Annotated in this window: 10 protein-coding genes; 5 read left to right on the top strand and 5 right to left on the bottom strand. The window is 73.7% G+C overall.

Going from position 1 to position 12730, the window contains the following annotated elements:
* Positions 1–322: 322 nt before the first annotated feature.
* Entirely contained in the window at positions 323–1348 is a 1026-nt protein-coding gene (locus ACZ6RT_RS28960) for a 6-phosphofructokinase (RefSeq protein ID WP_399193301.1), read from the bottom strand.
* A gap of 399 nt (positions 1349–1747) precedes the next feature.
* Entirely contained in the window at positions 1748–2695 is a 948-nt protein-coding gene (locus ACZ6RT_RS28965; RefSeq protein ID WP_470157183.1) for a lactonase family protein, read from the bottom strand.
* Positions 2696–2853: 158 nt separating this feature from the next.
* Between ACZ6RT_RS28965 and ACZ6RT_RS28970 the strand changes: the two genes are divergently transcribed.
* A complete protein-coding gene (locus ACZ6RT_RS28970) occupies positions 2854–3756 on the top strand; it encodes a bifunctional helix-turn-helix transcriptional regulator/GNAT family N-acetyltransferase (RefSeq protein WP_470157184.1) in 903 nt (300 codons plus the stop codon).
* A gap of 120 nt (positions 3757–3876) precedes the next feature.
* Here the strand turns inward: ACZ6RT_RS28970 and ACZ6RT_RS28975 are convergent, their stop codons facing one another.
* Positions 3877–6069 (bottom strand): MMPL family transporter, encoded by a 2193-nt coding sequence (locus tag ACZ6RT_RS28975; RefSeq protein WP_470157185.1) that lies wholly within the window; start codon positions 6067–6069, stop codon positions 3877–3879.
* A 98-nt stretch (positions 6070–6167) separates the two neighbouring features.
* Between ACZ6RT_RS28975 and ACZ6RT_RS28980 the strand changes: the two genes are divergently transcribed.
* Both ACZ6RT_RS28980 and ACZ6RT_RS28985 read left to right on the top strand, forming a co-directional pair.
* Positions 6168–6965 (top strand): TetR/AcrR family transcriptional regulator, encoded by a 798-nt coding sequence (locus ACZ6RT_RS28980; RefSeq protein ID WP_470157186.1) that lies wholly within the window; start codon positions 6168–6170, stop codon positions 6963–6965.
* An 81-nt stretch (positions 6966–7046) separates the two neighbouring features.
* Positions 7047–8129, top strand: coding sequence for an LLM class flavin-dependent oxidoreductase (locus ACZ6RT_RS28985; RefSeq protein WP_399193311.1), 1083 nt, complete (start codon positions 7047–7049; stop codon positions 8127–8129).
* A 58-nt stretch (positions 8130–8187) separates the two neighbouring features.
* Here ACZ6RT_RS28985 and ACZ6RT_RS28990 read toward each other — a convergent pair whose 3' ends face one another.
* Positions 8188–8505: a hypothetical protein gene (locus ACZ6RT_RS28990; protein ID WP_399193313.1), complete on the bottom strand. Its 318-nt coding sequence runs from the start codon at positions 8503–8505 to the stop codon at positions 8188–8190.
* A gap of 472 nt (positions 8506–8977) precedes the next feature.
* Between ACZ6RT_RS28990 and ACZ6RT_RS28995 the strand changes: the two genes are divergently transcribed.
* Positions 8978–9874, top strand: a complete 897-nt coding sequence (locus ACZ6RT_RS28995; RefSeq protein ID WP_470157187.1) for a helix-turn-helix domain-containing protein — start codon at positions 8978–8980, stop codon at positions 9872–9874.
* 677 nt (positions 9875–10551) lie between these two features.
* Positions 10552–10923 (top strand): helix-turn-helix domain-containing protein, encoded by a 372-nt coding sequence (locus ACZ6RT_RS29000; protein ID WP_399193317.1) that lies wholly within the window; start codon positions 10552–10554, stop codon positions 10921–10923.
* A gap of 304 nt (positions 10924–11227) precedes the next feature.
* Here the strand turns inward: ACZ6RT_RS29000 and ACZ6RT_RS29005 are convergent, their stop codons facing one another.
* Positions 11228–12604, bottom strand: coding sequence for an alkaline phosphatase PhoX (locus ACZ6RT_RS29005; RefSeq protein WP_470157188.1), 1377 nt, complete (start codon positions 12602–12604; stop codon positions 11228–11230).
* Between the last annotated feature and the right edge of the window lie 126 nt (positions 12605–12730).

Here is a 12730-nt window from a genome sequence, read left to right on the forward strand (position 1 = left end):
ATGGGGGGGGGGGGACAGGGGGGGAAAGGTAAGGGGGGGAACTGTGCCCCCACGGGAAACCCGGTTGGTCTGTGTGCGCCCGCGTGGGGGAGCCCGGACGCGTACGCGTCCGGGCCCCTCCCATGGCATCGCGGGCGACGTGGGCCTTCGGCGACCGGGCCGTGGGCGGCCCGGTCGCGGGTCACCTCGGTCGCGGGCGACCCGGTCCGAACGGTCAGAGCCGAACGGTCCGATCCGAACGGTCCGATCCGAACGGTCAGGGCCGGGGTGGACCGGGGTGGACCGGCCGGTGGGCCGATGCCCGGGACCCGTCGCGGGCGGCTCAGCCGAAGAAGACCTCGGCCTCCTCGTAGCGGCTGACCGGAACGGTCTTGAGCTCCTTGGTGGCCTCGTCGAGACCGACCCGCACGATGTCGGTGCCCTGCAGGGCGACCATCGTGCCGAAGTCCCCGTCCTGCACCGCGTCGATGGCCTGCAGGCCGAAGCGGGTGGCCAGCACCCGGTCGAAGGCCGTGGGCGTGCCACCGCGCTGGATGTGGCCGAGCACGGTGGTGCGGGCCTCCTTGCCGGTGCGCTTCTCGATCTCCTTGGCGAGGGTCTCGCCGATGCCGCCGAGGCGGACGTGACCGAAGGCGTCGAGCTCGCCCGCCTGCAGCGCCATCTGGCCCTCCACCGGGTGCGCGCCCTCGGCCACCACGATGATCGGCGCGTAGCGCGTCTTGAAGCGGGACTCGACGTAGGCGCAGACCCGGTCGATGTCGAAGGGCTTCTCCGGGATCAGGATGACGTTGGCCCCACCGGCCATGCCCGCGTGCAGGGCGATCCAGCCGGCGTGACGGCCCATGACCTCGCAGATCAGCGCGCGGTGGTGGGACTCGGCCGTGGTGTGCAGGCGGTCGATCGCCTCCACGGCGATGTTGACGGCGGTGTCGAAACCGAAGGTGTAGTCGGTCGCGTTGAGGTCGTTGTCGATCGTCTTGGGCACGCCGACGACCTTCACGCCCTTGTCGAAGAGCTGCTTGGCCACCCCGAGGGTGTCCTCGCCGCCGATCGCGATCAGCGCGTCGACCCCGCCCGACGCGAGGTTCTCCTTGATCTTCTCGACGCCACCCTCGATCTTGATGGGGTTGGTCCGCGACGAGCCCAGGATCGTTCCGCCGCGCGGCAGGATCCCGCGTACGGCCTGGACGTCCAGGGGCATGGTGTCGCCCTCGAGCGGCCCGCGCCAGCCGTCGCGGAAGCCGACGAACTCGTGTCCGTGGACGGTCACGCCCTTGCGCACGACGGCGCGGATAACGGCGTTCAGGCCGGGGCAGTCGCCGCCTCCGGTGAGCACTCCGATACGCATGACATCCTCCGGTGTGGGGTGCGGGACAGGTCCGAGACGGTGGCCTGATCAGGCGGCATGGTGCGGGCGGCGACGGGTCGTGCGTCACCGCCGCAACGCATTCTGCCCTCAGAAGCCTCAGTGGTCTAGACCAAATGGTACTAGTCCTCGGGTGCCGCCTCGCGCGCCCGACAGGCGAGGACCCGGCCGAAGGCCCTCGTCCCCGCTCCCGGCGGGGGTGCACCGCCACAGGGACCGGCCGGGCCGGTCCTGGCCGTCGCCGTCATCCCCGAGCGTACGCCCGGGGCGACGAGCGCCCACGCCCGGGCGCGGTGGACGCTCACGCCCGGGCACGACGGGCGCCCCGCGCACGACCCCCGCGCGGACAGGTCCCGCGACACCTCTCGGGACGGACGGCCCTCAGGACAGCGGCAGCACGCAGGAGGGGCTGCCCACCGCGAAGACCTCCGCCGCGGCACCCGGCACGCCGCCGTCGAGCGGGAGCACGGCGACGCCGTCCGAGCGCTGGTTGGCCACGTACATGCGGCCGTCGGCGAGGGCGAAGTGCCGGGGCCAGACGCCGCCGCAGGCCACCTCCGCGACCGTCTCCAGCTCCGGCCCGGAGAAGACGGAGATCGTGTCGGGCCCGCGGTTGGCGACGTAGACGAATCCGCCGGAGACCTCCAGGTGCGAGGGCTCGTTGTGCCGTCCGGTGCCGGTGGCCGGGACGGCCCGCAGCTCGCGCCAGTCGGCGTCGTAGACGCGGACGGTGCCGTCCAGCTCCCCGGCCACGTACCAGTGGTCGCCGGACCGGGCCATGTGCCGGGGGCCCATGCCCGGGGCGAGCCGCACCGGGCCGTCCGGGTGCGGCACCACGGCCTCCCCGACCAGGTAGCGGCGGATCTCGCAGGCGCCCAGATCGCTCACGTACAGCACGCCGTCGGGACCGAAGACGGCCTGGTGGGCGTGGGACCCCTCGCGGTAGGGGAAGATCCACACCTGTTCCGGCAGGCCGGAGGCGTCCAGGCCGTGCACGCTCACCGTGCCGTCCCCGTAGTTGGCCACCGCCAGCCGGGTGCCGGTCGGGTCCACCGCCAGGTGGCAGGGGGCCGAGCCCTCGCTGGAGCGCTGCGCGAGCGGGCTGAGCACGCCGTTCTCGCCCCGGCCGAACGTGGCGACCGTACCGCGCTCGGCCTCCCCGACCGCGTAGAGCACCGGCAGCTCGGGGTGGACGGCGAGGAACGAGGGGCCGGAGGCCACCGTCTCCCCCAGCCTGGCCAGGCTTCCCAGCTCGACCAGGGTGATCCCCGGCCCGGATCCCCCGGTGTCGGGGGTGTACCCGCCGATGTACGCGACCTCAGCCATCATGCTCCCGCCCCGGGCGCGGCGTCCGCGCCTCAGATCGTCATCCGTTCCCGGCCAGGTGCGAAGGTAGCGCAGCGGGCCGACACCCTGACAGGGACCCACCACGGAAAGCCCTTCCCGATTTATTGACTTCGTCAAAGAATTGGTTGACGATGTCAAGCATGGAGAGACACGTGGCGGAGATCCGCTCCTTCAACCGCTTCTACACCCGGCTCATCGGCGTGCTGGAGCAGCGGGTCCTGGGCACCCCGTACTCGCTCACCGAGATGAGGGTGCTGTTCGAGCTCGACCACCGGGGCCGGACCGAGGCGGGCGAGCTGCGCCGGCTGCTCGGGATCGACGCCGGGTACCTCAGCAGGATGCTCGGCGGGTTCGAGGGCGAGGGCCTGGTCGTGCGGAGCAGGTCGGCCACGGACGCGCGGCGGCAGGTGGTCGAGCTGACCGAGAAGGGCAGGGCGAGCTTCGCCGACTTCGACGAGCGCGCGGCCGAGGAGGTGCGCGAGCTGCTGGCCGACGTGAGCGACGAGGACCGCGAGCGGCTGGTCGCGAGCATGGCGACCATCGAGAGGATCCTCACCCGCGAGCCGGGGGCCGCCCGGTCGTACGTCATCCGCCCGCCGCGCACCGGCGACATGAGCTGGGTGGTGTACCGGCACGGCGTCCTCTACAGCCAGGAACAGGGCTGGGGCATGGACTTCGAGGCGCTGGTGGCCAGGATCACCGCCGACTACATGGACGGCTACGACCCCCGCTACGACGCGGGCTGGATCGCCGAGGTGGACGGCGAGCGTGCCGGGTGCGTGTTCTGCGCCCGCAAGGACGACGAGACCGCGCAGCTGCGGATGCTGCTCGTGGAGCCGTCCGCGCGCGGCATGGGGATCGGCACCCGGCTGGTGGACGAGTGCGTGCGCTTCGCCCGGGAGGCGGGCTACCGGCGGATGGTGCTGTGGACCAGGGACGTGCTGGTGGGGGCCAGGCGCATCTACCAGGCGGCGGGCTTCGAGCTGGTCGAGAAGCGGCCCGCCGGGGACGTCGTCGAGGAGGTCTGGGCCCGCGACCTCTGACCTGACGGTGGCACGGCCGTCCGGGCCGTTCGGTCCGTCCGACCGGACAGGCCGGCTCGGACGGACCGGCCCGGACGGGTGCGGGAGAACGGACCCGGCCGACCAGGCGCGGACGGACGGTCAGCCGGACAGGCCGATGCGGGCGTGCAGGCGGCGCAGCGGTCCCGGGGCCCACCAGTTGGCCTCTCCGGCCAGGCGCATCGCGGCAGGGACCAGGACCGCGCGGATCACCGTCGCGTCCACGATGATCGCCACCGCCGTCCCCACGCCCAGCATCTGCACGAACACCACCTGCGCGGTGCCGTAGACCGCGAACGACACCGCCAGGATCCCGCCCGCCGCGGTGATGAGCGGACCTCCGTGCCGGAGCCCGGCCACCACGGCGCCCGGGGTGTCGCCGGTCAGGTCGTACTCCTCCTTGATCCGCGAGAGCAGGAAGACCTCGTAGTCCATCGAGAGCCCGTACGCGACGCAGAACATCAGGATCGGGATGCTCGGGTCGAGGGTCCCGGTGGGGGTGAAGCCGAGCGGGCCCGAGAGGTTGCCGTCCTGGTAGATCCAGACCAGGGCCCCGAACATCACCGACAGGCTGAGCAGGTTGAGCACCGTCGCCTTGAGCGGGATCAGGACGCTGCCCGTCATCAGGAACAGCACCGCGAAGGTGATCGCCAGGATCAGCGCGAGCAGCGGCGGCAGCCGGTCGACCACCGCCCGCCGGTAGTCGGCCAGCTCGGCCGGGTAGCCGCCGACCAGCACCTCGAACGGCGCCCGCAGCGCCCTGACGTCGCCGACCAGCCGGACGGGGTCGTCCTCCATCAGCTCCGCGGACGGGATCACCGACAGCCAGGTGCCCCCGGCGCCCGCGAACCGTGACGGGTCCCCCGCCGAGACCCGCGCTCCGGCCGCGTACGACCCGGCGGCGGAGTCGACCTGCGCGACGCCGGGCAGGCGGGACAGGGCGGCGGCGTAGCCGGGAACGGCGCGGGAGAGATCTCCCGACGTGCCCGCCGAGACGATCTGCAGGGCGTCGGTCTCCTCGGCCGGGAACTCGGCGCGGATCACCTCCGAGGTCTGCCTGGCGGGCGCGGACGCGGGCAGCACGCGGTCGTCGGCCACGCCGAGGCGCAGGCCGAGGAAGGGCGAGCCGAGCAGCAGCAGCACGGCCGCGGCCGCCCCGCCGTACAGGAGCGGCCTGCCCATGACGCGCGTCGCCAGTCCTGGCCAGAACGTCCCCCGCGCCCGGCCGGGGCGGCGGGGCAGCACCCGGTCGCCGACGGCGGCGAGGACGGCGGGCAGGACGAGCACGGCGCCGACCACTCCCCCGGCGACGACCGCGATCCCGGCGTAGGCGAAGGAGCGGAAGAAGTCGAAGGGCATGAGCAGCAGCACGCTCAGCGAGGCGGCCACCGTCACGCCACTGAAGATCACCGTACGACCGGCCCGCTCGACGGCGCGGGCGACCGCCTCGTGCCGGTCGCGGCCGAGCGCCACCTCCTCCCGGAAGCGGGCGATCATGAACAGCGCGTAGTCGACGCCCAGCCCGAGCCCCATGGCCAGGACGAGGTTCAGCGCGAACGTCGACACGTCGGCGTACAGCAGCGGTATCCGCAGCAGCGCCAGCCCGATCACCATGGCCAGCGCGCCGAGCACGACCGCCAGCACGGCGGCGAGCAGGCGCCTGAGGTACAGCCACAGCAGCACGAGCACGAGCGGGACGACCACCAGCTCGGCCCGGACGAAGTCCTGCCGGGCCAGCGGCACGAGCTGGCGGAAGACCTCCTCCCCGCCGCCCGCCCTGACGGTGATCGCGGCGTCGCCCCGCAGGACCTCGGGAACGATCTTCGGCAGGATCTCGGAGCGGACCCGCCCGGCGTCGCCGGGGATGCGGGCGACCACGAGCGCGTGCCTGCCGTCCCGGCTGCGCATCGTGGCCGGTGCGCCCCGCGTCCAGTAGGACGCCGCCTCGGCCACGCCCTCCAGGCCGGCCAGGCGCGCGGTGAGCTCCCGTCCCGAGGCCGCGGCGGCCGGGCCGTCCACGTCGCCGTCCACGGCGGTGACGAGGAGGACCAGGTCGGCGCTCCCGGTGCCGAAGCGCTCGGCCAGCTCCACCCGCGCGCGGTCGGACTCCGAGCCGGGCGCCTCGTACCTGGCCAGGGAGAGTCCGGAGACCGTGCCCGCGGCCGGTACGCCCAGCGCGACGACGCCGAGCAGGGTGAGGACCATCACCAGGCGGCGGCGCCGTGCCAGCAGGTGGCCGAGCCGTCTCAGCGGCGGGACGGGAGGGGCCGCGGCCGGGCGCGGAACTACTTTCATGATCATCCCCGAACTCGGTAAACTGCTCGTGTTTTTGCGGTTCGAGAGAGAAATACAAGTTAATGCTCGTATTTGTCAACGAGGGGACGGGATGACGTATGCCCGAGGAACGTCCGGCGACCGGCGCGACGACCGGCTCCACCGGCCCGGACCGCGCGGCCACCGGCCCCGCGAACGCCCCCGCGAACGCCCCGGCGAACGGCCCCGCGAGCGGTACGACGACCGGCGACCGGCCCGGGGCTCCGCGGCGGCCGGTCAGGCGGCAGGCGCGCGGCCTCAGGCGGATGGAGGAGATCCTCGACGCCGCCGAGGAGGTGGTCGCCGAGGTCGGCTACCCCGACCTGACGACCAACGCGGTGGCCGAACGGGCGGGGATGTCCCCCGGCTCGCTGTACCAGTTCTTCCGCAACAAGGAGGAGATCCTGGACGGCCTGCTCGACCGGTTCACCGACGGGCGGAGCGCACACTGGGAGGCCCGCCTCACCGAGGACGTCGTGCGGATGCCCGCGGCCGAGCTGATCGACCGGGTGGTGGACGAGATCGTCGCCTACAAGGCCGCCCGCCCGGCCTACTGGGCCCTGCTGCACGGCTCGGCCACCGGCGACCGGCTGGCCGAGGCGTCCGAGCGGCTCCACCGGGACGTCGCCCGGCACATCGCCGGCCTTCTCGCCGTACGCGCACCCCACCTGGGCGAGGAGCGGCGCCTGACGGTCGCCACGATGATGCTGGCCACCGTCAGGGCGGTCCTGCCGCTGGTCGCGGCCGGGCCGGGGGAACGCGCCGCGGAGCTGACCGCCGAGCTCAAGGCCCTGCTCACCGGTTACCTGACGACCTCCACGGCCCCGGACCGGCCCGGCGCGGACCGGCCCCCGGCGGGCGACCCCACCCCGCCCTAATACCCTATTTACAGATAGGTATTATGCGTTTATCGTCGGGGTGCCGTCCCCGTTCCGTACGAGCCCCCGGATGAGGCGAAGATGCGCTTGCACTGGTTCCTGCCGACCACCGGCGACGGCCACCACGTCAGGCCCGCCACGACCACCGTCGCGGCGGGAGGCGACGCGGCCAGGCCGGCGACGCTCGACTACCTCTCCCAGGTGGCCCGCGCGGCGGAGGCGGCCGGGTTCGAGTCCGCGCTGACCCCCGTCGGGGCCGGGTGCCCCGACCCGCTGGTGGCGTGCAGCGCGGTCGCGGCGCGGACCGAGCGGCTCAGGCTGCTGGTGGCCTTCAGGCCGGGCTTCACCCTGCCCACGCTCCTCGCCCAGCAGGCGCAGACCTTCCAGGAGATCAGCGGGGGACGGCTGCTGCTCAACGTGGTCACCGGCGGCGACCCGCAGGAGCAGCGCGCGTACGGCGACTTCCTCGACCACGACGCCCGCTACGAGCGCACCGGCGAGTTCATCGAGGTGCTCAGGCGCACCTGGGCGGGCGAGCCGTTCGAGCACCGCGGCGCCCACTACCGGGTCTCCGGGGGCGGGCTGGCCACGCCCCTGCTCGACACCCCCGACATCTACTTCGGCGGGGCCTCCCCCGCCGCGGAACGGGTGGCCGCCGCCGGGGCGGACGTCTACCTGATGTGGGGCGAGCCCCCGGCGATGATCGCCGAACGGGTCGCCCGGATGCGCCGGCTGGCCGCCGAGGCCGGTCGTGAGCTGCGCTTCGGCATCCGGCTCCACATCATCGCCCGCGACACCTCCGAGGAGGCGTGGGCGCACGCCCGCCGCCTGCTCGACGGCATGGACCCCGGCAGGATCGCCGCCGCACAGGCCCGGTTCGCCCGGATGGACTCCGTGGGGCAGCGTCGCATGGCCGATCTGCACGGGGGGTCGGCGGACGCGCTGGAGATCTCGCCCAACCTGTGGGCCGGGGTCGGCCTGGTCCGCGAGGGAGCCGGCACCGCGCTGGTCGGCGGCTACGACGAGGTCGCCGAGCGGATGCGCGAGTACGCCGAGCTGGGCCTGTCGGAGTTCGTGCTGTCCGGCTGGCCGCACCTGGAGGAGGCCTGGCGGGTGGGCGACTTCGTCCGTCCCCGGCTGGCGGCTCCCTCGCTCGCCGCGTGACGGCCCCCGGGACCTCCGCTTCACCGCCCCGGCGAATCCGGCCGGAACCGGCGCGGGGTCAGGGACACCACCATCCCTTCAGGCGCGACACGAACAGCCCCGAGACCGGGGCGTCGGTCAGACCGGCCGTCTCCCCGCCGCAGAAATAGGTCCTGCCACCGTCGCTGTGGACGACGTACCCCGACCAGCTTCCCGCCCTCACCTCGTACGCCCGCCTGGGAGGGGTGATGGTCCGTGACCCCGGCGCGTTCACGGAGGTCTTGGTGCCGTCCTCGAACGCGAGGATGACGGGGCTCGTCAACGCGGTCCGGGCGTCCGCCGACACCGCGGCCGGGGCGAGGAGAAGCGCGACGGCCACTCCGAGCGCAGCGAGCATTCCAGAGGATTTCACCGTTCGATTCATCGGCGATGCCTTTCTCGTCATCGCCCGCCTCGACCGGAATGCGCGGGCGCCTGACCGGATGGTGGCACGCGTGAACACGCGTCCTGTTGACCATCCCCGCCGACCACTTGCCGATTCCCGCCACGATTCCCGGTCCCGGCGGCCTCCCCGGGCGTGAACATCGACGTCTCCCCTGGCGTGAACATCGACGTCTCCCCGGACGTGAACACGCGCGGGACGTTCACAGCGGGACGTTCACACCGGCCGGGATCGCGCGACGGCGTCACCCGGCAGGGGCCCGTGACGCGGGCACCCGCCCCTGTCGCGCCCGTCCGGGAACGCAGGGCCACCGGAGACCGGACCCGCCGGGCCGCCCCGTACCCCCGGATCGCGGATTTCACCGGAACGGGAAGAATGAACAGCAGTGAACGAACGCGCATGCCGATCGTACGGAAGGCACGTCTGAATGACCGTTTCACCGGCCGGAACCCTTCTCGCCCGTCACCTGCAGGAACTTCGGGCCCTCACCGGTAAGAGCCTGAAGGAGCTCGAACGGGTCACCGCGGCGAGCGATTCCTCGCTCTCCCGTTACTTCTCGGGGGCCGCGTGCCCTCCGTGGTCCGTGGTCGAGGCGTTGTGCCGTGCCGCCGGTCGTGACGCGGAGGAACTGCGTGAGCCGTGGGAGGCCGCCCGGCGGGCCAGGCTGCAGCGCTACCGTCCCTCGTCGCAGGAGACGGCCGGGCCGGGTGACCCGGTGGGACCGCCGGAGCCGCACGAGCCCGCGGAACCGTCCGAGCCGGCCGATTCGCCGGAGCCGCCGGAGCCGTCGGAGCCGGAGAACGCGGGAGGGCCCGACGACCGGAAGGTCCCGCGACACCCGGAAGCCCCGGAAGCCCCGGAAGACCCGGAAGACCCCGGAGCCCCGGAGAGGCCGGGCGCCCCCGAAGGCTCGGTGGGCGCGGCGGGACCGGACGGCCCCGGGGAGACGGCGGGACCGGAGACGGCCGGTCCCCGACGCAGGCGGATCGTGCCGATCCTGGTGACGGCGCTCGGCCTCGGCGGGCTGGCCGGAGCGGGCTACCTGTGGAGCGGCATCGGCGAGGAACGGCCGCCGAAGCGGTACTGCCCGTGGCACTACGTGGTGACCGACGGGGATCCCGCACCGGTGCGGATCGCCGACCGGTCCGGCGCCAACCGGAGGCACCTTCCCAAGACGTACCTGCCGAACGAGGTCTTCTACGTCGCCGAGCCGCCCGTGGTGCGGGACGCGATGATGCAGACGGTCGACGGCTGGGTCACCCAGGGCGACTGGATCCGGCGTGCCCAGGGGCCGTGCGTCGCCGAAGCGGGCAAGGGGACGTAGACGCAGGTCAGGACGTACGGGATGGATGTGGGACGAATCCGGGACGCCGTCGCCGCACCTCGTCGCGCCCGGCTGGCTAACGTTCGGTCCAGAACGCGCCGGCCGTTCCGCGAGCTCGGCCGGCGCCGTGCACCGGGTCCGGCCCGCAGGCCCGTCCCCCCGTCGCCCACGGTCTGCTCACCGCCCCACGTGGCGGTGCGAGCACACCGGTACGTGGCGGGAGGTCCCTCGGATCCCGCTGTGCGCCGCGCCCGTCTCCGGGCGGTTCTCCCCTCGCGGAACAACGGATGACCAGCACAGGTACGGTCGACCGGTGCCGCCGGCGACCTCCTGACGGGAGGCAGAGGTCAGTGGAGACAGTGGTTCGCACAGAGGATCCGCCCGTGAGGGAACGGTTCGGCTCCTGGCTTTCCTACCTGCCGCGCGCACGACCGGCCGGGGGGACCGGCAGCCCTGCGGGCACGCGGAAAGGAACGGGCACCCCGGAGGACACGCGGGACGAGCCCCAGAGCGACATCATGGACACGCGGGACGAAACCGGCGGTCCCGCGGATCCGCACGCCCCGGGAGGTCCGCACACCCTGGGGGAGCCGCACGCCCCGGAGGATCCGGGGAACCCGGCCGTCCCGGGAGACCCGGGAGAGCCTGCCGGCCACGTCCCCCCTCCGGCGGCCCCCGTGGCACCCCCCGCCCGCCACCGGCACCCCCTGCTGGCGAGGATCCACGCCTTCGTCGACAGGCACCTGGCCGATCCCCGGCTCTCCCCGGACCTGATCGCCACGGCGCACAACATCTCCAGCCGCTCCCTGTACCGGCTCTTCCAGGCCGAGAACACCACCGTGGCGCGGCTGATCCACGACCGGCGGCTGGAGCGGTGCAGGGACGACCTGACGGATCCCGCCAAGCGTGACCGGCCGATCCACGCCATCGCGGCCCGGTGGGGCTTCGGCACCGCCGCGCACTTCACCCGCGCCTTCCGCACCGCCTACGGGCTCAGCCCTCGGGAGTACCGGCGCCGGCACGGCCGGTGGCCGGCGACCGAGGCCTGACGGGAGGACGGCCCGCGCGGGTCCCGGGAGGACGTCACCTCCTGTCAGGGACCGGCGGCCCGACGGGGACGTCCCGCGCCCGTCCCTGACAGGGGGCGGCGCGGAGCGCGGGCGTGGCGAAGGGGGTGACGGCCGCCCGCTCGCCGGGTCCGTCGGACACCGGCTAGACCTGCCAGAGGACGGCGAGCCGCCGGGTGGCCCGGGACGGCACGGTGGGCGCGGCCCGAGCGGCGTCGCGGCCCGCGTTGATCGGCGGATCCCGGCGCCGGCGCACGACCGCGCCACCGGCCGGCCCGTCACCCGATCACTGATCTCCTGCGACCACCGGCCGGGCGTCGGACCCACCTGTCCGGCGGAGGAAAGGGCCGGTGACCTCGTAGGTGACGCCGCCGATCCCGGTGGCGTCACCCCGGGGGCCGCGCCAGGTCCCCCGCCGGTTTCCACGCCGGGATTCATGGCGGGATTCATGGCGGGCCCCGTGCGGGGAGGAGAAGTAGAGGCGGTCACCGGCCGGGGAGAAGGCGAGGCCGGTGATCTCCGCCCCGGGGTGTCCCACGACCCGTACGAGCGGGACCACGCCCCGGCCGGAGACGATGGCCTTGATCTCTGTGTCGTCGCCGTCGTCGCGGGCGACGCGGAGGCCGCCCGAGGCGGTGCCGGTGACGATGCCGGCCCCGGCCGGCGGAGCACCGGTGTCGTGAACGACGCGCAGGGTCTCGTTCTCCGCGTCGTAGGCCCACACGCGGCCGTCGCCGCCGGTGGTGAACAGGCACACACCGTCGGCGTAGTGGCAGCCCTGCCCCCCGGAGAAGCGCCGGGCGTCCTCGACCTGGTGACGGGTGGCCACCGGCAGCGCCCCGGGATCGGGCACCCGGCGCCAGATCACCCGCTCGCCGCTCCGGCCGGCACTCCGATCGGCATCCCGGCCGACGTCCCGGCCGGTGTCACGGTCGACGGCCCGATCGTGGGAACGGCCGGGGGAACGGTCGAGGGACCGGCCGGGGGAACGGTCGGCGCAGAGCACCTCCAGCCTGCCCGAGGTCAGGTCTCCCCGGTGGGCCGGACGGAACCGGTAGAAGCAGCCGTCCGGCTCGTCCTCGGTCAGGTAGACCACGTCCCGGACCGGGTCGCAGGCCGTGGCCCCGCGCCTGAAGCGGCCCATGGCCAGGCGCGGCATCGCGGCCCGCGAGCCGTACGGATCGCACTCGAAGACCCTGCCCCGGCCGGTCTCCTCGCACGACAGCCAGGAGTCCCACGGGGTGCGTCCGCCCGCGTGGTTGAGGTCGGTGCCCGACAGGATGCGGTAGGCGCCGGTCACGTCCCCGCCGGGCGCGAACCTGACGGCCGACGCCCCGCCGAGCAGTGGGACCCGCGAGTTGGACACGTAGATCCAGCCGTCGCCGTCCGGGAAGCACGCGCCGCCGTCCGGAGCCGGATGCCAGCGCGTCCCGCCGATCCGGTGCCCGCTGCGGGCGACGACCCTGGCGGTGAACCCCTCCGGCAGCGCCAGCCCGTGAGCGTCCGGCGGGCACAGCGGCCCGTACGGCCCGTACGTTCCGGCCGGGCGTCGCGCGGTGGCGTCCGTCACCGTCACGGCGTCCGTGGCGCCCTGCCGGAGGGAGCCGGCCGGAGCCGCACCGGGCGCCGGAGCCCCGGTGCGCACGAGCGTACGGCGAAGCATGGCTCCTCCTCGTGGTTCCTCGCGGTATGCCACAAGCCGATCGAACCGACATGAACGCCGACACCACAGGCGCAAACTTTGCGTCACCCATCGGGCAAACATCCGCCAAAACAGGTCGACCTATCG

It is taken from the genome of Streptosporangium sp. NPDC050148 (assembly GCF_055586505.1).

What these genes read in the sequence shown, in the direction of transcription:
- ACZ6RT_RS28990 (WP_399193313.1), bottom strand. Translation starts at nt 8,505, where the DNA reads ATGCTCGCTGCGCTCGGAGTGGCCGTCGCGCTTCTCCTCGCCCCGGCC.
- ACZ6RT_RS29005 (WP_470157188.1), bottom strand. Translation starts at nt 12,604, where the DNA reads ATGCTTCGCCGTACGCTCGTGCGCACCGGGGCTCCGGCGCCCGGTGCG.
- ACZ6RT_RS28985 (WP_399193311.1), top strand. Translation starts at nt 7,047, where the DNA reads ATGCGCTTGCACTGGTTCCTGCCGACCACCGGCGACGGCCACCACGTC.
- ACZ6RT_RS28975 (WP_470157185.1), bottom strand. Translation starts at nt 6,069, where the DNA reads ATGAAAGTAGTTCCGCGCCCGGCCGCGGCCCCTCCCGTCCCGCCGCTG.
- ACZ6RT_RS28995 (WP_470157187.1), top strand. Translation starts at nt 8,978, where the DNA reads ATGACCGTTTCACCGGCCGGAACCCTTCTCGCCCGTCACCTGCAGGAA.
- ACZ6RT_RS28980 (WP_470157186.1), top strand. Translation starts at nt 6,168, where the DNA reads ATGCCCGAGGAACGTCCGGCGACCGGCGCGACGACCGGCTCCACCGGC.
- ACZ6RT_RS28970 (WP_470157184.1), top strand. Translation starts at nt 2,854, where the DNA reads ATGGAGAGACACGTGGCGGAGATCCGCTCCTTCAACCGCTTCTACACC.
- ACZ6RT_RS28960 (WP_399193301.1), bottom strand. Translation starts at nt 1,348, where the DNA reads ATGCGTATCGGAGTGCTCACCGGAGGCGGCGACTGCCCCGGCCTGAAC.
- ACZ6RT_RS28965 (WP_470157183.1), bottom strand. Translation starts at nt 2,695, where the DNA reads ATGATGGCTGAGGTCGCGTACATCGGCGGGTACACCCCCGACACCGGG.